We start from the raw sequence: 22,558 nt of genomic DNA, 5'->3' as shown, positions 1-22,558 counted from the left end.
GTTAATCGAACTGAAAGTAATGATAAGGTTGAGTATAAACCGTCAATTGTTGCAGGCGTTAATCACCTAATACTCGATGAAGGTATGCCTTATCCTTTAGGGGCAAATCTAACCGAGAATGGGGTGAATTTTTCACTGTTTTCAGCCAATGCCACCAAAGTCATATTGTGTATATTTGATCCCATTTCACAGCTTGAAATTGCCCAATACATATTAACCCATAAAACTCATCATATTTGGCATGGTGAGTTAACCGGTGCTAAAGACGGGTTACTTTATGGTTATCGAGTGTTTGGACCATATCAACCTGAGCTGGGTCATCGATTTAATCACCACAAGCTTCATCTTGACCCCTATGCACGAAAGCTGGTTGGTGAATTGCAGCATAGTCATGCCCTTTATGGATACGATGTTGATGACGCCAGTGCAGATTTGTCGTTTAGTCAGCAAGATAATGCCGCCTTTATGCCCAAATGTGCAGTGGTTGATATTGAGCGCATTAAGGCGATACCTATAGCGCCGATAAGGCGCGAGCTTAACCACAGTATCATTTACGAAACCCATGTTAAGGGATTTACCAAACTGCATCCAGATTTACCACGTGAGATGTGCGGTACATTCGCAGGCCTGTCTCATCCCGCAGTTGTAGAGTATTTAACTCAACTTGGGATCACGGCTATTGAGTTACTCCCTGTACATGCATTTTTTGACGAACCTTTTTTGGTAGAGAAAAAACTCAATAATTATTGGGGTTATAACACAGCAGGATTTTTTGCACCGCATCCACAATATCTGGCATCAGATGATATTGCTGAGTTTAGGCACATGGTGTCAAAGATGCACCAGGCCGGTGTCGAGGTTATTTTAGATGTGGTTTATAACCATACTGCAGAAGGTAATCATTTAGGCCCAAGTTATCATTTAAAAGGCATAGATAACGCAAGCTATTACCGTTTAATGCCCAATGAACCTCGCTTTTATATTAATGATACTGGCTGTGGTAATACCCTTAACGTTAACCATCCTCAGGTTTTAATGTTAATCATGGACTCATTACGGTACTGGGTTGAAGTGATGGGAGTAGATGGATTCCGCTTTGACCTTGCTAGCTGTTTAGGCCGTGAAAATTATGGCTTTGACCCTGGCAGTGGTTTTTTTGATGCGTTAATGCAAGACCCAACATTGTGCCGGGTTAAATTAATTGTTGAGCCATGGGATATTGGCCCCGGTGGATATCAACTAGGTAATTATCCTGTGGTATTCAGTGAATGGAATGACAGATACCGTGACACCATGCGTCGATTTTGGCGTGGAGATAATGGCATATTGTCTGAGTTTGCTAAACGCTTCCATGGCTCAAGTGATTTCTTTGAACACAATGGCCGTGGCCCTGCGGCAAGTATTAACTTTATTACCAGTCATGATGGTTACACTCTGCATGATTTGGTGTCTTATCAAGCTAAGCACAACTTGGCTAATAACGAAGATAATAGAGACGGTCATCAAGAAAACTTCAGTTGCCATTATGGGGTAGAAGGCGAAACAGATAGCAGCAAGATTAATACTGTGCGCAGCCGTCAAAAACGTAATTTTTTAGCGACCTTATTGCTATCTCAAGGCGTACCTATGTTGTTAAGTGGCGATGAAGCTGGCCACACCCAACAAGGAAACAATAATGCCTATTGCCAGGATACGCCTGATAATTGGTTCAATTGGCGAACCATTGATTGGGATTTAGTTCACTTTACCCAAGAGCTGATCAAGCTGCGCAAACATTTCCCCTTGTTATGCCATAAAGCGTTTATCCATCAACCTGAAGCCTTATTTGATAATGGTATTGCCTGGTTTAATAAGCTGGGTGAGCCGATGACCAAAGTGTTGTGGAGTGAACATCACTGCCGTACTTTAACGGTCATTGTGACCGGTAATTTACTTGAAGCTGAAGTCGACGCCATTCCTGAAAATACTCAAGCGTTAATGCTGTTTATTAATGCTGACGAATTAGAGCAAACCTTCCATCAACCTAACTTAATCCATTTTGAACATTGGTCCTGTGTGTTGCATACCCAAAGCGATACCCAGATAGATGTTGCACAAACTCAAGCTAATCTTGATGGGAAATTTTACCTTCAACCCCGTAGTTTGATGATATTTCATAGCCATTTTCAAGGAGTGGAACATGACCGCAGCTAAAACTGTTAGTGCGAATAAATCGACAAACAAAAAGCCAGCTAAGCCCAAGAGTCACACTAAATCAGAGTCGGAGTCAGAATCTAGCGCAAAGAGTACATCCTTAGCCAGTAATGCGTTAACTGATCAAGTGTTAGCCAAATCTGAACCTTGCGAACCCTGTGATTCATTGGCAGCAAGTGTTGCAAGGCAAATTCGTTATGGGTTATGCAACAGTGAGCACCAAGACTCATCGCTGTTTGATGCTTTAGCATTAGGTGTCAAAGAGCAAATGCTGGATAAGTGGCGATCTACTCGTATTAAAGATAATCAATTTGATCAAAAACAAATTGCCTATTTGTCACTTGAGTTTTTAATGGGACGTGCTTTAGGTAATGCTTTACTGAGTTTAGAGTTAACTGACGAGACCCGTAAACTGCTCACTGACTATGCCATTCAGCTAGAAGTCATTGAAGAATATGAGCATGACGCAGGCCTTGGCAATGGTGGATTGGGGCGACTCGCTGCATGTTTTTTAGATAGCTGTGCCAGCCTTGACTTAGCCGTGACGGGTTATGGTATTCGTTATCAATATGGCATGTTTGCCCAAAAAATAGTCAATGGATATCAAGTAGAAAAGCCCGATCGCTGGTTACGTCAAGGTAACCCCTGGGAAGTGAGAATGCCCCACAGGATTGTGTCAGTACCCTTTTTTGGCCACTGCACAACCTATCAAGATAAGGCCGGTAATACTCAGCATGTTTGGCAAGATTGTCGCTCAGTGCTGGCTGTGCCCTACGACATGCCAGTACCAGGTTACCGTAATGGCCGTATAAATACCCTAAGGCTTTGGAAAGCAGAAGCCAATGATGATTTCGATTTAGCAGAATTTAATGATGGCGATTATGCCGAAGCGGTGGCCGATAAAAACTTAGCAGAACAAATTACTATGGTGTTGTACCCCAATGATGCCAGCGAGAATGGTAAAGAATTACGCTTAAGGCAACAGTACTTTTTAAGTTCAGCAAGTTTACAGGACTTATTGGCCCGATATGTGGCGATATACGGTGAAGACTTTAGCCAGTTCAGTGCTAAAAATGCGATTCAGCTTAACGATACTCACCCAAGTATTGCCGCACCAGAATTAATGCGCCTATTGATGGATGAATACGGCTTAGGTTGGGATAGCGCCTGGTCAATCACCTCACAAACCTTAGCATACACTAATCATACTTTATTACCGGAAGCGCTTGAGCGCTGGCCGGTACCATTAATGCAGCATATGTTGCCACGCATTATGCAAATTATATTTGAAATCAACGCTCGATTCCTTGAACAGGTTGCCCATCAATGGCCGGGGGATGTGACCAAGTTAGCTGCGATGTCGATTATTGAAGAAGGGCCAGTGCAACATGTTCGTATGGCTTACTTAGCCATTGTGGCCAGTTTTTCGGTCAACGGTGTAGCAGGTTTACATACGCAGTTATTAAAAGCAGGCTTATTTAATGATTTTTATCAATTATGGCCAACTAAATTCAATAACCGTACTAACGGTGTCACACCAAGACGTTGGTTAGTGAATTGTAATCCTTTATTAACCGATTTGATCAATAGCAAACTTGGAGATGCCTGGATTAACGATCTGTCGCATTTAACTGCGCTAAATGCGTTTACCTCTGATAAAAAGTTCGTCAAACAGTGGGCCGAAGTGAAACATGCCAATAAGCAAGTGTTGGCAAGGTTTGTGTTGGCAGAAAGTGGTGTGCAGTTTGATACAAGTATGATGTTTGATGTGCAGGTAAAGCGTATCCATGAGTACAAACGCCAGTTGCTTAATATCATGCACGTTATTCACCTGTACCAGAGAATACTAGCTGGCGATACTCAAGACATGGTTCCGCGCTGTGTGTTGATTGGTGGTAAAGCTGCGCCTGGTTATGCGATGGCTAAACAAATTATCAAGTTAATCAATAATGTGGCGCATATGGTTAACAATGACCCAGCTGTTACGCCGTATTTACGGCTTGCTTTTTTGCCTAATTATAATGTCAGTGCAATGGAGAAAATCTGCCCAGGTACCGATTTATCAGAACAAATATCAACCGCAGGTAAAGAAGCCTCTGGCACCGGCAATATGAAGTTTATGATGAATGGCGCGCTAACAATTGGCACCTTAGATGGCGCGAATGTTGAAATGTTAGCGGAGGTCGGCCAGGAAAACTTTTTCTTGTTCGGCTTAACCGCAGAGCAAGTCCAATCACTCAAACCCCATTATCAGCCACAAAAGTATATTAACGCCTCCCCAGCGCTACAAGGAGTACTTGATATGTTAGCTGGTGGCCATTTCAATTTAGTTGAACCCGGCATATTCGACAGCATCATCAATGCCATTAAAGATCCCCACGATCAATGGATGCTAGCCGCAGACTTTGATGAGTACTGCGGTGCGCAATCAGCCGTGGCCAAACTTTATAGCGATCAAACCTTGTGGCAGCAAACCAGTATTCGTAACACTGCTGCCAGTGGCCGGTTTTCAAGTGACAAAACCATCGCCGGCTATCGTGATGATATTTGGCTCAAACATGTGTGATGTCTAGGTTTTGAAAGTAATCAAAGTAATGTCAGTTAAAAAGTAATAACAGGGATGTTAACGCCCATTTAAACCTAATTGTTTTGTCTATGGAGTGAATGTATGAATAAAAGTGTACGGTATATTAGTAATTTAACGCGTGATACTTATGCAATTATTCTCGCTGGTGGTCGTGGTTCTCGCTTGCATGAGCTGACCGACTGGCGTGCAAAGCCTGCGTTGTACTTTGGGGGTAAATATAGAATTATCGATTTTCCTTTATCAAATTGCATCAACTCTGGCATTAGACGGGTTGGGGTGGTGACACAGTATAAATCCCATTCGTTGATCCGGCATGTTACAAGGGGCTGGGGTCATTTTAAGAAGGAACTGGGTGAATCAGTTGAAATATTACCGGCATCTCAACAGACCTCAGGTAATTGGTATGAAGGCACCGCAGATGCTGTGTTTCAAAATATTGATATTATCCGCCATGAAACGACCAAGTATGTGATGATTTTATCTGGCGATCATATTTATCGCATGGATTATGCCGGTCTGTTGGCGGATCACGCTGAGTTCTAATGCCGATATGACGGTTTGTTGTTTAGAAGTACCTTTAGAAGAGGCCGCTGGTGCATTCGGGGTTGTTGAAGTTGATGAAAATAATCGTATTATTGGCTTTGAAGAAAAGCCAGCACACCCAAAGCCTATTCCAGGTAAACCTGATAAATGCTTAGCATCTATGGGCAACTATGTTTTTAATACCAAGTTTTTATTTGATCAATTGAAAAAAGATTCGGTCAATGAACACTCTGAACGCGATTTTGGTAAAGACATCATTCCCAATATTATTAAAGAGCATAACGTGTATGCCTTTCCGTTTATCAGTGCTATTGAAGATGAGCCTGCTTATTGGCGCGATGTGGGCACATTAGAATCGTTTTTTCAGGCCAACATGGAGTTGTTGTCACCGACACCGGCGCTTAATCTTTACGATGCGAAATGGCCTATTTGGACTTATCAAGAGCAACTCCCTCCGGCTAAGTTTGTCTTTGACGATGATAATCGACGTGGAATGGCGGTAGATTCAATTATTTCTGGCGGTTGTATTATTTCCGGTGCGAAAGTAAAACGCAGCGTGTTGTTTGACGAAGTCAGAGTGTGTTCCTATTCATTAGTTAAAGACTCTGTGCTGTTACCCGATGTTGTGGTACTTAAAAACTGTAAAATTAAAAACTCTATTTTGGATCGCGGTTGTATTATTCCTGAGGGCATGGAAATTGGTTATAACCATGATCACGATAGAGCTCGCGGCTTTAGAGTATCAGAAAAAGGCATCACCTTAGTCACGCGTAAAATGCTCGGGCTCGCGGTTGGTTTTGAATAAGGAATGTTAATGAATAAAGTGCTATTAGTCGCCGCTGAAAACGATGCCTTGATTAAAGCCAAAGTCGGCGGCATGGGGGATGTTATTCGCGATCTCCCCAAGGCATTAAGTGATTGTGGAATATCTGCCGATGTCGCCATGCCTGAGTATGGCTTCTTAAAGGATTATTATTGCGCCGATAAAGTCACTGACATTGAAGTGTCTTTTGGTGGGGCAATGGAAAAGATAAGCATCTATAGGATCCCACGGCCAGAGAGTAAAGCACAGGTTTGCACAGCCAAAGGGTCTAGTGAGCAACATAGTTGGGTATATTTATTTGCCCATCCTATGTTTAATCAAGCCGACGGCAGTATTTATACTCAAGGTTCCGCTGACAGACCTTTTGCTGATGATGCAGATAAGTTTGCCTTGTTTTGTTTAGCGGTTGCCAGTGCATTAGTGCAAGGTAAACTCGGACATTATGATGTGATGCATCTACATGACTGGCATACCGCAATGATTGCGATGCTCAGGGAATGTGTGGATGATTTTGCATCATTGAAACAGATCAAGTGCATTTATACTATTCACAACCTAGCGCTGCAGGGCATAAGACCTTTAACTGGCGATAAATCGTCATTATGTCATTGGTATCCGCAATGGTTTTTTGCCAATCAACTTGATAACTTGCCCAACGGCATTGTTGACCCTAGGTATCCTAATTGTGCAAACCCGATGCGCATGGGGATTGTGTTTAGTAACAAGGTGCATGTGGTATCACCGACTTATGCTAAAGAAATATTATTAGCATCTCATCCTGAAAAAGGCTTTTATGGTGGCGAGGGGCTAGAGCAAGATTTACAGTTGAAAGCTACAAATCAGCAGCTTGTTGGCATTATTAATGGCTGTGATTATACAATTGATGATAATCATACCCAAAATACAGCCGATAGCGCTCGTTCTGAAACGCAGCAAGTATCAAAGTCTCAATCCGAAAATCTCACATTTGAAAGACTGGATTTGTTGAGCACTGCTCAGGAGGCTTTGATTCAGTGGCAAAAATATAAATCAGTGGTTTCATCAACTGATTTTATAGCCAATATACGAGTCGATCAGCATATTCGTCGGTATACAAATATTGACAGCAGTTATCCGGGACTACTGGTGACCTCTGTAGGGCGATTAACGACACAAAAGGTGATGCTTTTTTTAACCAAAATAGCCAATGGTAAAACGGTATTAGATCAATTACTGATTAATCTAAAACAGCAGCAACCAGATGCTTTGTTTATGCTACTTGGCAGTGGTGATGAGCAATTATCAAATCAGCTTAAAACGATATGTGCCCAGTATGCTAATAGTATCTTTTTAAATGGTTACGACGAGCAATTATCACAGCTACTGTATCAACAGGGGGAGTTATTCTTAATGCCTAGCTCATTCGAGCCCTGTGGTATTAGCCAAATGTTAGCCATGAAACACGGTCAACCTTGTTTAGTCCATGGCGTCGGCGGGTTAAAAGATACGGTTAAACATGATGAAAATGGGTGGGTGTTTAATGGTGATGGAATTGAAATGCAGGCTAATAATTTTATCTCGCAATTTAATCAATGCTTACAAAGTTACGGCACACTTCCATGGCAACAGATTAAACAGCAAGCCAGTAACGCAAGATTTGATTGGCAAACGGTGGCGCAAGCATATAAAGACCATTTATATAATTGATTGATGTTTGCAACTATTGATTGTCGTTGCTACTAAAGTGACAAAAACGGCATAAAAAAGCCATTAACGTAATGTTAATGGCTTTTTTTGTATTTTATTTTGAGAAACGTTGTTAAGTAAATCTAAGATTGTCATCAAGCAATATTGTTTACTTTCTCGCGCCTCTATAACCGAATAACTTATGCTTAATCACTTCTTCAGCAACAACCTCTGGCAGAGCTAGTTTCCATTCATCAGATCCACGTGCCAGCTGTTTAAGGATCTCACGGGAATAAATACTAAATAGCTCTATATTACTGGTCTCGATGCCTTTGATAAAACCATTATCGACTAAATGGCGATACAGGTAACGAAGATTGGCCGGCACAGTCACATTGGATAAATCGTTTAATGCCCCTTTATCATCCAATTCTGGATAAACGAATAAACGGGTATTGTCTGGAAATAATTTACCAAAACCTTCTAAAATACCGCCCTCAAGGCCGCGATAGAATTCAACATCAAAAATTTGTTTAATGTTAATCATGCCAACAACAATGCCAATTTGTAGGTTGGTAAATTGGCGGAAGTAGGCTCTTAATGAGAAGTAACGGGTATAATCTGATACCAGCACGTTATAACCCAATAAATTTAAAAGGCGTACCCGTTCAAGAATGTCTTTCTCAGACATATTCGCATCGTTACCTTGCAAATCATTTAATGATATTTCAGCGATCAAAATGGTGTTGTCTTTGTCAACGCCCTCTAATTCAGCAAAAGCCTTTTGACCTTGTTCAATCATATCCACATTAAGCTTAGTGACCGGCTTAAATGATCCGCGAATCGTCAGCACGTTTTTCTTGTAAAGCATCTCAGCGGGTACGCCAATGGTGCCATCAGGCTTAAACATCACTGCACGGGTTTTCCAGCTGCGAATTAAATGGATATTTTTAGCTTTATTGTCGATGTCCTCAAAGTAAGGGCCTTGAAATTCAATCGAGTCTATTTCAACACGATTGGCTTTCATATTATCGGTTAACGAATCAATTAACTTCTTTGGATCTTCGAAGTAATAGTAGCTGCCATAAATTAAATTCACACCAATAATGCCCAGTGCATGCTGCTGGTCTTCTGCATTGTCATCAAACATGCGCACATGGACCACAATATTTGATGGCTCTGCACCTGGGTACATTTGCACTCTAACACCACACCATGCATGGCATTCATTGTCTTTATTGAAGCTTTTTGCTGCCACAGTGGCGGCATAACTGAAGTAACGTGATGAACGTGAGCGTACATCGGCAACACGTTCAACTACTAAGTCGTATTCTTGCTCCATCATGGCAAGTACACGGCCTTTACTGACATAGCGGCCATTTTGCTGTACGCCATAAATGGCATCGGAAAACTTCATGTCATAGGCAGACATAGTTTTAGCAATAGTGCCTGCCGCGGCTCCTGCAACGAAAAAATTACGCGCCACCTCTTGGCCAGCGCCAATTTCAACTATGGTGCCGTATTTCTTATCATCCAAATTAAGTCTAAGGGCTTTTTCTTTGGTACTGCGAGAACTGACTTTCTTGTCCATATTACTTCCGAACTGAATAATAAATTTGCTGACTAATCATAGTGTAAATCACACATTTTTTAAATGCTTTGAATACGTGTTCATACAATTAAAGTGAATTCAATAATGATATGACAGCAGGCTATAGTTGAATCTAGGCTTGGCAAAAAAACAGGGCCGAATTAATCAGCCCCAGTTGTTTGTACTTTAATATGTATTGCTAATGATTTATTGGCGATAATCTTCTAAAAAGTGACCAAACTCCTGTAATGCTTTGGTGAGATCTTCTTTATGAGGTAAAAAAACCACCCGTAAATGATCAGGTTCTGGCCAATTAAATGCGGTACCTTGCACAAGTAAAATCTTCTTTCGCTTAAGTAATTCAAGCACTAAGCGCTCATCATCGCGTAAATTAAACTTTTTCATATCTAATTTGGGAAAAGCGTACAGTGCACCTTTAGGTTTTTTACAACTGACACCCGGTATTGAATTTAATAATTCATAACAAGCATCACGCTGCACTGTTAGCCGACCCTTAGGTAAAATAAGTTCATTGATAGATTGATAACCCCCTAAAGCCGTTTGAATTGCATGTTGATTCGGCACGTTGGAGCATAACCGCATTGAAGCCAGCATTTCTAAGCCTTCAATATAGCTTTTAGCCGCTTTTAAATTACCAGTTAGCATCATCCAGCCCACTCGAAACCCAGCGGCTCGATACGCTTTTGATAGGCCATTAAAGGTCACAGTTAAAATATCATCTGATAATGAAGCCGCGTGAACATGTTGCGCTTCATCATAGAGAATTTTGTCGTAAATCTCATCGGAAAACAAAATCAAATCGTGTTGACGACAAAGCTCAATAACTTGTTGTATCAGTTCGCGCGAATACACAGCACCAGTTGGATTATTAGGATTAATTAACACAATACCGCGGGTGCGAGCACTGATCTTACTTTTCATATCCTCGATATCAGGAAACCAATCAGCTTCTTCATCACATCGATAATGAACCGCTTTACCGCCAGACAAGTGAGTTGCCGCCGTCCATAATGGATAATCCGGTGACGGGATCAACATTTCATCACCTGGGTTGAGTAAACCTTGCATCGCCATCACAATCAGTTCCGATGCGCCATTACCGATATAGATATCTTCAATATCAACGCCAAAAATACCCTGAGATTGATAATGTTGAACGATAGCTTTACGGGCAGAGAATAATCCTTTTGATTCACAGTAACCTTGAGCACTGGGCAGGTTTAAAATCACATCACGAACAATTTCTTCAGGCGCTTCAAATCCGAATGGTGCAGGGTTGCCAATATTCAGTTTTAATATCCGGTGTCCTTCATCTTCTAAACGGCGTGCTTCTTTGTGTACAGGTCCACGAATGTCGTAACACACAGTATCTAATTTATTCGATTTGATGATTGGACGCATACTACTCTCTATAAAATACTACTAAGTAAGCGAACCATAACGAATTTATAAAGAGAGTGGAAGTGTCAAAATGAGATTTTATTAAAGATTTTTAGTGAATAATTCTAATTGGCAGACTGAAATTAGCGTTTCTATCTTATTTTGTGGGGCAGGCAATAAGGATTTTAGTTTTTTATGCTACTTCAAAACAAAAAAGCCAGCAATTAAGCTGGCTTTTAGACAATTTACAAGATGTGATTAAACACGTTTCTTGAATTCGCCTGTACGGGTATCAATCTCAATTTTATCGCCAACTTTTACGAAGTCAGCAACAGTAACCGTACCGCCACCAGTAATGGTAGCTGGCTTCATTACTTTACCTGAAGTATCACCGCGAGCTGATGGCTCGGTGTAAGTGACTTCACGTACAATGTGGACCGGTAATTCTACAGAAATTGCTTTGCTGTTGTAGAAAGTTACCTGACACTGATCTTCCATACCGTCAACGATGTAAGCAGCTGCATCGCCTAAATTGTCAGCTTCAACGTCGTATTGGTTGAATTCTTCATCCATAAATACATACATAGGATCAGCAAAGTAAGAGTAAGTACAATCTAGACGTTCTAAAATAATATCGTCTAACTTGTCTTCACCTTTAAAGGTTTGTTCAGTACCAGAGTCAAGCAACAAGTTTTTCAATTTTAGCTTAACAATTGCAGCATTACGGCCAGAACGAGTTGTCTCAGTTTTTTGAACAACCCATGGGCTGCCATCTAACATGATCACGTTGCCAGGACGGATTTCATGAGCAGTTTTCATTACATTATTTCCTATAATTTATCGATTTCTTATTTCGAGCAGTATCTTAGCGACTTTTCACGAATTGAACTAGTCGCGAAGCAAGATCTGCATCATTTAATGCGGTCATTGGCCATTTTTTAGCATGCTGTAATAAAGGCAAATGATTAAATTCGAGTTTTTGCCAATGATTGACGATGTCAATTTGATCGCCTTGGTTAAACGACAAGTTCAATTCACACCAAGGCTTGGCTAAATCAGGCGCTAGATTATCGCAGTAAACTTGCATAAAAGCTTGTAATTTTATTAGATGATAATCATCTTCTTGCGGATATATATGCCAAATAAACGGTTTTGCCGCCCATTGTGCCCTTAAAAAGGAATCTTCGCCGCGTACTATGTTGAAATCACAGCTCCATAACAGTTGATCATAACCTTGTTGATCTGTCATCGGTAAAATGTGCAGCGTCACCGAATCAAGCAGAATTTGCTGACCAGTGACTAACTCATTTACATGACAAGGTAATAAAGCACTGAGACTATTTAAGCTTCTGCCTTTTGGAATAAGTAAGTGAATTGGCGTCGTCGATACCTGCCAATGCTTAATAAGTGCGGGGAGGGCGTTTGTTTCATAACTAAATACTGAAATGACAATATGGTGCGCTTCAATGCCACTGAGGCCGAGTTTGTCGAATAATGCCAGTTTATTGCTATTATCATTTTGCCAGTTATCGCGCTGAACAAATAAATCTTGTTCGCATATTAATCCGCCGGTTTTGACACTAAAACCGGGGAAATAAAAATGCTTGATTAAACCGGATAGTTGAGTCGAGGGTAAACCATGGCAACCTTCAACCCAATCTTCAGCGGATAAATATTCTAAATTCAGCCAAACAGGGATTTGGTCTAAATGTGTGTGTTTTAGTTGGGTAAGCGTATTTGTAGCTGATGAAGGTAATTCACAGGCAAAAGCTTCGATTAACACTGAGCCTGCAATAAAGCTTATTTCCGTGACTTTATTCCAGTGAATAATATTAACGCCAGCAAACTGTTGTTGGTTAAGTTGAGGATTTAATGCCGGTAAAATATGTGAGAAACTGTTTAAATCATCCACCCATAAATTGACCTGAATACTGTATTCAGCAGCAAGCTGTTTGGCTAATCGCCAAGTGACGCCTATATCCCCATAGTTATCTACCACTACACAGAAAATATCCCAGTGTTTAGCGTAGGTTTTGTTTGTTAAGTGAGCAGGGGTGACTTGAGTGTTCAATGTAGTTTTCATCCAAATTGCTAACGAGAGATGAATTGATCTAGTTTAACTTTAATTTTACCTATGCGTTTGTGACAACTAGCCGCTACTCGCTCAATAATTTGACTAGGTTCAAATTTAAAGTGGGTGATTTTTTGCTTAGCTTTATGCCAATAAATAATCGCAACACGTCTGTTAGTGTAGCTTTTATTTGGTTTTTTAAAGGCATCCCTAAAGTAATAACTTAAGGCTCGTCTGCCCCTGATGCCTGCATAGAAGTAATCTTGATCAATTGTGCCCAGTCTAAATTGCAGAATAACCTCTGACAGCATATTTAAATGCTGTAATGCGCGAGGAACACGGTGACCTACTGCGTATATTTTCAAAACAGTTAATGCTTGTTCAAACCTTTGTACATGCAATTTATCGGCAATAGACAGTGGATCATATATTACCGTTAGCGGGGTTTTACAGCCTTTACCGTCCAGTGTTTTCATATCACTTATGCGACTATCTTGGGCATTGGTTACAATAGGGTCCCAAGGGGCAATTGATTTGCAATAAGTACTTTGCGGCATCATCAATAAGGCTTTGTCCAAGTCTAATCTGTCTGCATGTAAGCTAAGGGCAAACCCGCCTAAACTTGTGCCATAACCTACTTTACTTGGAAACATGGCAATGGCGTGTTTAAGCTTATCTAAGTATGAGATAAACATTTCACTGTCAAAATAATTGCCTTCACCGATATGATTAAAGGCAATAATATTCAGTTTACGATTAGCGAAGTAATCAAAGCTCCACACAGGCGCATCAGCGGCGGCATCGATATTGGATATGCTTTGACAGACAGGAGGAAACGTAATCATTATAGGTTGATTAACATCGAATATATGGTATTTCACCACCACGTTATCAATAATTTCCCGCGTCTCAATATTCAGCTTTAGCATAAAGTACCGCTTTAGTGTACATAGTAAAAAAGCGGCTAAGGCCGCTTTTTAGTGAAGATTTATTCTAGACTTTTATAATAGAGGCTGTTTAACAATAAGCTGCTATTTAATGGTCTTTAAGGATTTAGTCTTCTAATTCAGCTAAACACATTTCTTCATAGATTTGTTTAACCCATGCATCAACACGTTCTTCCGTTAATTCTGGCTGACGGTCTTCATCAATGCCTAAACCGACAAAGTGATCATCATCTGCTAAACCTTTAGATGCTTCAAAGTTATAACTTGCAGTAGGCCAGTTGCCAATAATAATGCCGCCACGGGCTTCTACTATGTCTCGAACCATGCCCATAGCATCTAAGAAATACTCAGCATAATCTTCCTGGTCGCCACAACCAAAAATAGCGATTAATTTATCGTTAAAGTCAATTTGCTCAAGTTCAGGGAAAAAATCATCCCAGTCACATTGTGCTTCACCGTAGTACCAGGTTGGAATGCCGAATAGTAATAAATCATATTCTGCAATTTGCTCTTTGGTGCTTTTGGCGATGTCTTTAACATCGATCATTTGCTTGCCCAGTTTTTTCTGGATCATCTTGGCGACAGCTTCGGTATTACCTGTGTCGCTACCGAAAAATAGACCTACAGTTGCCATGGGGTATCCTTTCAATATCAATTTCGCTTAGTGCGATGTTCAAATAACGAATCAGTTGTCGATTTGCTGTTGCAGAATATGTTCGATTAACTGGCTACGACTAATGTTACTGGCCAAAGCTTGTTGGTTCAAGGCGTCATATAAATCTTGTGACACCTTTAACTCTATCCGCTTTAAACCGTTAGCGCGATCACGCTGAATTTGGTTACGCTTGTTGATCTTCAGTTGCTGTTCACGATTTAATGGATTACTTCTAGGTCTTCCACGCCGTCTTTCGCTGTCAAAAAGATCAATGGTTGTTCTATCTGCTGTTTCTTTTGCCATGTCTCTTATTAACCAATACCTGAGCCTTCCCAGGTCATTTGAATAATGCCTTTTGCCACAAAACCTGCACAGCCTAAAAATAATACGCTCCAAACAACGTAACGTCCAAATTTTGGTACGTTACCTTGCTTTAGCACATCGCTTATAGCCATGCCGATAAAAAAGAAAATTGCTGCAAAAAAGAAATTTAAGCCAAAGGTTTCAATTTGTTCCATATATTGATTGAGCATACTTTACCTTTACTAACTTCTTTAGATTGCAAAAAAGAGGCGCGAATATATCACATCAGAGTCACAACGGCTATCTGTCACTGTGTAAATGGTGTAAAAATAGCCATGATTTTAACGTAAAAAATTTGCCACTATCCGATTAAATATTTCAGGCTTTTGCGCATGCAACCAATGACCTGCGCCATTGATTGTTTTTGCACTCACCTGTGGAAATTGCGTAACGACAGCATCGCGATGTTCCGCCATGACATAGTTAGACTCATCGCCACGAATAAACAAACAAGGTTTATCGTAATGCAGTGGACGATGATCATCGGTTAACTGCCAGCCAATAATACGGTCGTAACAGTTAATTAGCCCAGTTAAGTTCATTTTCCATTCAAAGCCGTCATCTGTTCTTTGTAAGTTTTTCAGTAAAAACTGGGCTGTACCTTCATCAATGCCGGAATCGATTAAATGTACCAATGCGGTTTTGCGATTGGTATCTTTATCTAACACTAATGAACTTAGGCCAGCAAACACCGTTTGATGGCGAGGTTGATATGTCACTGGGGCAATATCAGCGACCACAAGACTGTTAACGCGCTCTGGATACAATAGGGCAGTCGCCATAGCGATTTTTCCACCCATGGAATGACCCACTATTTTAACTGAGTTAAACCCTAACTCATCTATCAATGCAATGATTGCCTTAGCTAGGCTGGGGTAATCCATTGTTGACCAATGTTCACTTAGGCCATGATTAGGTAAGTCAACCCGAACGACTTGAAAATCATTTTCAAGTGACGTGCCTAAAGACTTTAAGTTATCTAAATTTCCAAACAAGCCGTGAATTAAAATGACCGGCTCACCAGCGCCTGAGATGACGTAATGCATGTTGTTACCTAAGGTGTGACTTTAATTGCGGCAAATTTTGCGCGATACCCGTGTTCAAATCAAGTATTGTTGCTCAGCAAAACGGCAAGTTGGACAACATTTTTAGTTAAAGGGGGGTTATAAGGTGAATTTATATCAATTATTTGATTTGGGGCTTTATTCTTAGCAGAGCCTTAGCTTAAACTGGGACGATAAGCGATCGCATTTGATCAAAAATAATAATTAAATAAGCTCAGTATTGCCAAACGTGGATATCGCAGTCCAGATGCTTTGGTTATACCTTCAACATGCAAAAGGATGATTGAAATGAAATACATTGAAATTGATGAAGAACTTTATCGTTTTATCGCCAGTAAAACAGAAAGAATTGGCGAAAGCGCTTCAGAAATTTTGCGTCGTTTATTGGATCTTCCTGTTGAATCTGTGACAGATCAACGCCCAGAATCAATTAGTCAGCCAGGCTTAGATGCGCTTGATGCCAATACAAGAGATGCGTTATTTAATAAAGCTAAGACAATCGTTGAGCAATTAGTTAATCATCGTGCTCAAACTCGCACTGAACCTGCTTCAGCAGTTGCACCTACAGCTATTGAATCTAATCAGGTAAAAGCTGAAAATCCTGCCAACGCAGACATTCCTCTTTCAATTGCTGAAACCCAGACTCATTCAAGTAGAACCGCAAAAAAAATTGATTTTAATACAGTCGTTAATGAGCACTTAATTGCACAACAAAAGGGCGCTGTGGGACGGTTCATGTTTTTGCTCGACGCATTAGCGGTTCAAGCGGGTAAAGACTTTGAGCAAGTATTACAAATCCAAGGAAAAGGGCGTTTATATTTTGCTCAATCTAAACAGGCGTTATTAGATGCCAGCCAATCCGCTAATCCTAAAGAGATAGGCCAAAGCGGCTATTGGGTTACAACCAATAATAATACTGCAAAGAAACAAACTATTTTATCTGAAGTGTTAGTTCATTTAGGGTGTGACGCCATTAAAGCATCGACCATAGCGCAATATATTTAACCTCAATCAAAGGAGAATGACGTGGCCATACATGAGCGTGCAGGGACGTTGGCATTGCAATCGGATTTAGTGAATATTCCTAAATTAATGAGTTATTACTATCGGATGATCCCCAATGTTGCCGATGTGCAACAAAAGGTGACTTTTGGCACGTCTGGCCATAGAGGCAGTGCGTTCAAATCCAGTTTTAATCAAAATCATATTTGGGCGATTACACAAGCTGTGGTTGATTATCGTCAGTCGGCTAATATTACCGGCCCTATGATTGTGGGTTATGACACTCATGCGTTATCTTATGCGGCGTTTATGTCGGTTGTAGAAGTGCTAACCGCCAACCAGGTTAAAGTACTTATCCAAGCTAATGATGGTTTTACGCCTACACCTGTTGTTTCACAGGCAATAATTTGTGCTAATGCTTCAGCTAAAGGCTCTGCTCACTTAACTGACGGATTAATCATTACCCCTTCGCATAATCCGCCAGAGGATGGTGGGATTAAATATAATCCGCCCCATGGTGGGCCAGCCGAAGGCGCAATTACTAAAATTATTGAAGATAAAGCCAATGCTTATTTAACCCAACAACTCAGTGGCGTTAAAAAAGTAAATTTTGGGGCAGCGTTAGCATCGGGTTGGGTACAAGAGGTTGATTTTATTGCACCCTATGTTGACTCTTTAGCTGATGTAATTGATTTTGAAGCCATTAGAAAAGCAAATTTGCGTTTAGGCGTAGATCCTTTAGGCGGCTCTGGCATTTATTACTGGCAACATATTGCTAGAAAGTATGATTTAGATATCACCTTGGTCAATGAAAAGGTCGATCCTACATTCAGCTTTATGACATTAGATAAAGACGGCAAAATTCGTATGGACTGCTCATCGCCTTATGCCATGGCTGGCTTACTTGCACACAGTGAAAACTATGATTTATGTGTAGGAAACGATCCAGATTATGATCGTCATGGCATTGTTTGCCCAGGCTTTGGCTTGATGAACCCAAACCACTATTTAGCCGTTGCCATTGATTATTTAATTAGCCACCGTCCGCAGTGGTCTGAAAAACTGTCTATTGGTAAAACACTAGTGTCCAGTGCCATGATAGACCGCGTATGTGCAAGTTTGAACCGAACTTGCTTAGAAGTGCCGGTTGGATTTAAATGGTTTGTCGATGGCTTAGCCAATAACACCATCGCCTTTGGTGGTGAAGAAAGTGCCGGCGCAGCATTCCTAAAGCGTGATGGCAGTACTTGGTGTACAGACAAAGATGGCTTTATCCTAGCGCTACTGGCCCTTGAAATTACTGCTGTGACGGGCAAAACACCCGCACAACGTTATCAGGAATTAACGGCTCAATTTGGTGAGAGTTTTTACACTCGAATAGATAGCCCAATTAGCCTCAAGAAAAAAGCAAAGTTTGAATTGTTAAACCGTGACAGCTTTACCGATACTGTATTAGCGGGTGAGCCGATAACGGCAATACTGTCCCATGCACCAGGTAATAATGCGGCAATCGGCGGTATTAAAGTGACCACAGAAAATGGTTGGTTTGCGGCGCGTCCATCAGGCACTGAGGCGTTATTCAAAATATATGCTGAAAGTTTTATCAGTCAGCAGCATTTGGACAATATCATTATTCAAGCGCAACAAATGATTGATAACGCCCTAAAAGGCTAACCCCTTCAGCATCATAATAGTTAAATAAAATGACATCACTAAACGCACTCTGAAGAGTGCGTTTTTATTTGCATTTTTTGCAATGAATTTATTTTTTCATTTTCCATAAAATACCTGCCACGATAGCCACTAACAAAATTGCTGGCGCCATTTGTTCAAAGTGATGGAATAAACCCGGTGCACCATGGCCTTCATGAGCAAAGGCTGACCCAGAAAACACCATCAGAGACATTGCTGCGCTCAATACTACAGAGTTAAATTTTATCATTGCCAATTCCTTATACTACTTGTGTGAGTGTTTTTTATTTTTATCAATTTTAGTCAGAAAGTCAGTGTTTAAGTGTCCATCTCTAATTGCATCAACATCATGTCTTCTCCATCAATAATTTGCGTATCTGCTGAGCCACAATGTGGACATAAAACCGTTCGCTGCGATTGTTCTGACTGTTTTTCGCACTGATGGCACTGTATGATCAGTGGTTGGATCTGCATGTTCAATAGCGCATTTGCGCACAGGCTATCCAGTTTAAAGGTCATAAAAGCTTGTTCTAATAAGCAAGGTTCCACGCCACTTAATATGCCAACTTTAATGTCAACTCGCACAATTGAGTTGGCTTTGTGCTGTTTTGCCAATGCTTCACATTGTTCAATCAATGCCATCACAATCGAATATTCGTGCATCAGCAAATCCTTGGCAGAAGTTCCCCATGGGGCAAATCTAAATAACGATGGCTACCCCAAGGTGTTGTTAATACAACTCTGGTTGGGTGCGCTTCTACCACATGGCCAATAATACAAGCCTGCTCACAGTGTCCGTAACGCTGCAGTATTTCTACCGCACCTAAAGCAACATCTTGTGGTAGGGCAATCACAAAGGTGCCTTCATTAGCTAAGTCATAGGGTTCAAAACCAAATAACTCACACAGTCCTTTCACTTCATCTGCAACAGGGATGTCCTTTTCTATTAAATCAATTCCGACATTAGAAGCTTTAGCCCATTCATTTAATACCGCGGCAATACCGCCACGGGTAGCATCCCGCATGGCATGAAGAGTGACATTTGCTGCAATTAATTGTTCAACCACTGGCCACAGAGTGGCGCAATCACTGGTTAAGTCAGACTCAAGTTCAAGCCCTTCACGGGCCATTAAAATAGCTGCGCCGTGCCTGCCAATATCTCGTGAGACAATAATGGCATCTCCTGGTTGTACATTTTTAGCCGAAATATCAGTTATTAACATTCTGCCAATGCCGGTGGTATTGATAAATAGGCCATCAGCACATCCTTTAGGCACCACTTTAGTGTCACCGCAAACAATTCTTGCACCGGACTGATGCAGTTCATCGGCCATGCTTTGGACAATTTTTTTCAAATCAGTAATTAAAAAACCTTCTTCGATGATAAAACTGCAACTGAGATATTCAGGTTGCGCCGCCATCATGGCTAAGTCATTTACCGTACCTGCTATGGCAAGTTTACCAATATTGCCACCAGCAAAAAAAAGCGGCGATACGGTAAAAGAATCTGTGGTGAACGCCACTGGTCCACAAAGGTTAAGTTTAGCGGCATCCTCTTCGGCACAGAGGATAGGGTTAGCAAATGCACTAAAGAAAATGGATTTGATCAACTGATCCATTTCTTTTTCCGCCTCCACCATGGCTGAGTTGTATCGTTTGGTTAGCAATATTACCCATTCAGAATGTCTCCATAACGATAGTAAGCATTACACGCACCTTCGGAGCTCACCATACAACTGCCAAGAGGTGTTTCAGGGGTACAACCGCGGCCGAATACTTTGCACTCTTTAGGGCCGGCAAGTCCCCGTAATATATCTGCGCACTGACAGGCTTTATGATCGTCAATCGGTTCAGTGGACAAAATAGATTTAAAATGATGCTCTGCGTCTCGTCGTTGATACTCAGGCTTTAATTGCAACGCTGATTTAGCAATCGGCCCCAGTCCTCGCCATCTAAACTCATCTCTGGGTTCAAAATAGCGGTTAACCAGTTGTTGCGCATGAAGATTGCCGTCAAAACTGACCGAGCGAGTGTATTGCACCTCAAGTTTTGGCTGTTTAGCGACTTTCTGTTTGACGATTGATAATATAGATTGCATCACATCAACCGGTTCAAACCCCGATACCACAACAGGGGTATGATATTGATCCACTGCAGCTTGATAGATTTTCGCACCCGAAATAACACTGACATGGGCTGGACCAATGAAGGCATTAACCTTAGATTTTTTTTCAGCCATTACGGCATCAATAGCCGGTGGGACAAGTACATGGTTGATGTGAAATAGCAGATTGTTGACGGATTGTTTTTCAGCCTGTTCAATTAACGCTGCAGTCATTGGGGTCGAGGTTTCAAATCCAATGGCAAAAAAGACCACAGTTTTATCTGGGTTATCTTCTGCAATTTTTAGTGTATCCAGTGGATCATAGATGGCTCTAATATCGCAACCCTTAGCGCGATGATTAGCCAGACTACCTGTAGAGCCTGGTACCCTAATCATATCGCCTAAACTGACTAATATCACATTAGGCTCATTCGCTAAGGCAATGGCATGATCAATCCGCTCTTTAGGCATCACGCAAACAGGGCAGCCAGGGCCATGAATAAATTTGATGTTATCGGGCAACAGTTGCAATAAACCGTATTTCATAATGGTGTGGGTATGACCGCCACACACTTCCATGATATTAATGGGTTCATCGACGAGTTCAGCGAGTCGTTTAATCTCTGCGGCTAAAGAATGAATCGTCGCAGGGTCTCGAAAGCCTTGATACAAGTCTTTAAGCTTCATATTATTCACCGTGCTCATTCATTGATGCGACAATTTCTTGGTATAACACCAAGCTTTGTTGCGCATCGTGATGATCAATTTTATTCATCACAAAACCAATATGAATAAGCACATAATCGCCTATTGAGAGAGGCTCAGACATTAGATGGCTGCTGACTCGCCGTTTAACCCCCATAGTATCGACCGTGACACTTGCATCATCATGAATTTCAACAACTTGTGAAGGCACAGATAGGCACATGGCTAGACCTCCTCAATATTAGTTGTGAGCTTAGTTGCTAGGTTCTGGTTTTGGTCTAAACCTTGTTTTGTGACCGAGTGTAGACTTAAATTTTTCATGTGTTCGGCAGCTAACCAGTTAACTAAAGGAGTAAATGAGTTAGGCTCTTTAATCGATAGCTGCATTAATTCAACATGGGGATTAAGCTTATAAAGTTCTGTTTTTGCCTGTTCAATATCAAAATCGAAGTAGGGCAGCAAATCAGTTTTGGTGATCACCACTAAATCAGCTTTTCTGAACATAACTGGATATTTTTCAATTTTATCATCACCTTCAGGCACTGATAGCAACACAATATTTTTGTGGGTACCCACATCATAGCTAGCCGGACAAACAAGGTTGCCGACGTTTTCAACAAAACAAATATTCAATGATTCAAGATCAACATGATGTAAGGCCCCATGCACCATAAACGCATCTAAATGACAAGCCGATCCGGTTTGAATTTGATACGCCGCAATACCCTGAGCGATTAATCTGTCTGCATCTCGAGAGGTTTCTAAATCACCTTCAATAACGGCATATTGTAATGGGGAGTAATGATGTAAATGCTCCAGCAATGCTGTTTTGCCACTGCCTGGGCTACTCATGATATTAAATGCAGTTACTTGATGTTGATTGAAGTGATCTCGATTGTGCTGCGCCTCAATATCGTTTTTATCGAGAATTTTGTGGATCACAGACAAGGTTTTCTTATCATTCAATTGAGGATTAGTTTTCAATGAATGATCGTGATGAGTATGGGTAATAGAACAACCGCAATCCTGGCACATATGTTTTCCTGACGAGATGTTGATAAAATAATTTTGCGCCAAAATGGATATGAAAACTTTGATGAATATCAGTTTTGGGAAAATGTTTAACTGTTAACAAAACGTTAATTCAGTTTT

Annotated in this window: 19 protein-coding genes and 2 pseudogenes; 6 read left to right on the top strand and 15 right to left on the bottom strand. The window is 41.0% G+C overall.

The window, feature by feature from the left end; all coding sequences use genetic code 11:
• The first annotated feature begins 84 nt into the window (after window positions 1-84).
• The 4 genes and pseudogenes from glgX to ACRWP9_RS11880 all read left to right on the top strand — a co-directional run bounded on the left by glgX (window position 85) and on the right by ACRWP9_RS11880 (window position 7,832).
• The gene (gene glgX / locus ACRWP9_RS11895) at window positions 85-2,193 is read left to right on the top strand and encodes a glycogen debranching protein GlgX (RefSeq protein ID WP_434929046.1); all 2,109 of its coding nucleotides are present in this window, start codon (window positions 85-87) and stop codon (window positions 2,191-2,193) included.
• Window positions 2,180-4,759 (top strand): glycogen/starch/alpha-glucan phosphorylase, encoded by a 2,580-nt coding sequence (locus ACRWP9_RS11890; protein ID WP_434926183.1) that lies wholly within the window; start codon window positions 2,180-2,182, stop codon window positions 4,757-4,759. Before glgX ends, ACRWP9_RS11890 begins: the two co-directional genes overlap by 14 nt.
• A gap of 102 nt (window positions 4,760-4,861) precedes the next feature.
• Window positions 4,862-6,128, top strand: a pseudogene (glgC, locus tag ACRWP9_RS11885) (glucose-1-phosphate adenylyltransferase).
• A gap of 9 nt (window positions 6,129-6,137) precedes the next feature.
• On the top strand, window positions 6,138-7,832 hold the full coding sequence (locus ACRWP9_RS11880) for a glycogen synthase (RefSeq protein WP_434926182.1): 1,695 nt from the start codon (window positions 6,138-6,140) through the stop codon (window positions 7,830-7,832).
• Window positions 7,833-7,980: 148 nt separating this feature from the next.
• Here ACRWP9_RS11880 and ACRWP9_RS11875 read toward each other — a convergent pair whose 3' ends face one another.
• The 9 genes from ACRWP9_RS11875 to ACRWP9_RS11835 all read right to left on the bottom strand — a co-directional run bounded on the left by ACRWP9_RS11875 (window position 7,981) and on the right by ACRWP9_RS11835 (window position 15,885).
• Entirely contained in the window at window positions 7,981-9,402 is a 1,422-nt protein-coding gene (locus ACRWP9_RS11875; protein ID WP_434926181.1) for a TonB-dependent receptor, read from the bottom strand.
• A 207-nt stretch (window positions 9,403-9,609) separates the two neighbouring features.
• A complete protein-coding gene (locus tag ACRWP9_RS11870) occupies window positions 9,610-10,824 on the bottom strand; it encodes a pyridoxal phosphate-dependent aminotransferase (RefSeq protein WP_434926180.1) in 1,215 nt (404 codons plus the stop codon).
• Between the two features lie 237 nt (window positions 10,825-11,061).
• A complete protein-coding gene (efp, locus tag ACRWP9_RS11865) occupies window positions 11,062-11,622 on the bottom strand; it encodes an elongation factor P (RefSeq protein ID WP_235084850.1) in 561 nt (186 codons plus the stop codon).
• Between the two features lie 46 nt (window positions 11,623-11,668).
• Window positions 11,669-12,886 carry an elongation factor P maturation arginine rhamnosyltransferase EarP gene (earP, locus tag ACRWP9_RS11860; RefSeq protein ID WP_434926179.1) on the bottom strand — a complete coding sequence of 406 codons (1,218 nt, stop codon included), beginning with the start codon at window positions 12,884-12,886 and terminating at the stop codon, window positions 11,669-11,671.
• An 8-nt stretch (window positions 12,887-12,894) separates the two neighbouring features.
• Entirely contained in the window at window positions 12,895-13,803 is a 909-nt protein-coding gene (locus tag ACRWP9_RS11855) for a hypothetical protein (RefSeq protein ID WP_434926178.1), read from the bottom strand.
• Window positions 13,804-13,927: 124 nt separating this feature from the next.
• Window positions 13,928-14,455: a flavodoxin FldA gene (gene fldA, locus ACRWP9_RS11850; protein ID WP_226415720.1), complete on the bottom strand. Its 528-nt coding sequence runs from the start codon at window positions 14,453-14,455 to the stop codon at window positions 13,928-13,930.
• 51 nt (window positions 14,456-14,506) lie between these two features.
• Window positions 14,507-14,779, bottom strand: a complete 273-nt coding sequence (gene ybfE / locus ACRWP9_RS11845; protein WP_226415722.1) for a LexA regulated protein — start codon at window positions 14,777-14,779, stop codon at window positions 14,507-14,509.
• A gap of 8 nt (window positions 14,780-14,787) precedes the next feature.
• Window positions 14,788-15,009: a DUF2788 domain-containing protein gene (locus ACRWP9_RS11840; protein ID WP_226415723.1), complete on the bottom strand. Its 222-nt coding sequence runs from the start codon at window positions 15,007-15,009 to the stop codon at window positions 14,788-14,790.
• A gap of 111 nt (window positions 15,010-15,120) precedes the next feature.
• On the bottom strand, window positions 15,121-15,885 hold the full coding sequence (locus ACRWP9_RS11835; protein WP_434926177.1) for an alpha/beta fold hydrolase: 765 nt from the start codon (window positions 15,883-15,885) through the stop codon (window positions 15,121-15,123).
• 306 nt (window positions 15,886-16,191) lie between these two features.
• Here ACRWP9_RS11835 and seqA point away from each other — a divergent pair, with 306 nt between their 5' ends.
• Both seqA and pgm read left to right on the top strand, forming a co-directional pair.
• Window positions 16,192-16,908: a replication initiation negative regulator SeqA gene (gene seqA / locus ACRWP9_RS11830; protein WP_434926176.1), complete on the top strand. Its 717-nt coding sequence runs from the start codon at window positions 16,192-16,194 to the stop codon at window positions 16,906-16,908.
• Between the two features lie 21 nt (window positions 16,909-16,929).
• The gene (gene pgm, locus ACRWP9_RS11825) at window positions 16,930-18,579 is read left to right on the top strand and encodes a phosphoglucomutase (alpha-D-glucose-1,6-bisphosphate-dependent) (RefSeq protein WP_434926175.1); all 1,650 of its coding nucleotides are present in this window, start codon (window positions 16,930-16,932) and stop codon (window positions 18,577-18,579) included.
• A gap of 88 nt (window positions 18,580-18,667) precedes the next feature.
• On the opposite strand, the gene ACRWP9_RS11820 is transcribed toward pgm, so the two are convergent.
• The 6 genes and pseudogenes from ACRWP9_RS11820 to hypB form a co-directional block, all read right to left on the bottom strand.
• Window positions 18,668-18,847 (bottom strand): hypothetical protein, encoded by a 180-nt coding sequence (locus tag ACRWP9_RS11820; RefSeq protein ID WP_434926174.1) that lies wholly within the window; start codon window positions 18,845-18,847, stop codon window positions 18,668-18,670.
• 68 nt (window positions 18,848-18,915) lie between these two features.
• Complete coding sequence (locus ACRWP9_RS11815) at window positions 18,916-19,260, bottom strand: hydrogenase maturation nickel metallochaperone HypA (protein WP_226415730.1); 345 nt, start codon at window positions 19,258-19,260, stop codon at window positions 18,916-18,918.
• Window positions 19,260-20,274: pseudogene (gene hypE, locus ACRWP9_RS11810) on the bottom strand (hydrogenase expression/formation protein HypE). The gene ACRWP9_RS11815 and the pseudogene hypE overlap by 1 nt, the downstream one beginning before the upstream one ends.
• Window positions 20,267-21,388: a hydrogenase formation protein HypD gene (gene hypD, locus ACRWP9_RS11805; RefSeq protein ID WP_434926173.1), complete on the bottom strand. Its 1,122-nt coding sequence runs from the start codon at window positions 21,386-21,388 to the stop codon at window positions 20,267-20,269. Before hypD ends, hypE begins: the two are co-directional and overlap by 8 nt.
• Before the next feature lies 1 nt (window position 21,389).
• Entirely contained in the window at window positions 21,390-21,629 is a 240-nt protein-coding gene (locus ACRWP9_RS11800; RefSeq protein WP_226415735.1) for a HypC/HybG/HupF family hydrogenase formation chaperone, read from the bottom strand.
• A gap of 2 nt (window positions 21,630-21,631) precedes the next feature.
• Window positions 21,632-22,441: a hydrogenase nickel incorporation protein HypB gene (hypB, locus tag ACRWP9_RS11795; protein WP_434926172.1), complete on the bottom strand. Its 810-nt coding sequence runs from the start codon at window positions 22,439-22,441 to the stop codon at window positions 21,632-21,634.
• Between the last annotated feature and the right edge of the window lie 117 nt (window positions 22,442-22,558).

The sequence above is a fragment of the Shewanella sp. HL-SH2 genome, assembly GCF_051164935.1.
GTDB classification, from domain to species: domain Bacteria; phylum Pseudomonadota; class Gammaproteobacteria; order Enterobacterales; family Shewanellaceae; genus Shewanella; species Shewanella glacialimarina.
Note: the sequence above shows the minus strand (reverse complement) of the source record. Positions and strands in the feature narration are given on the sequence as shown.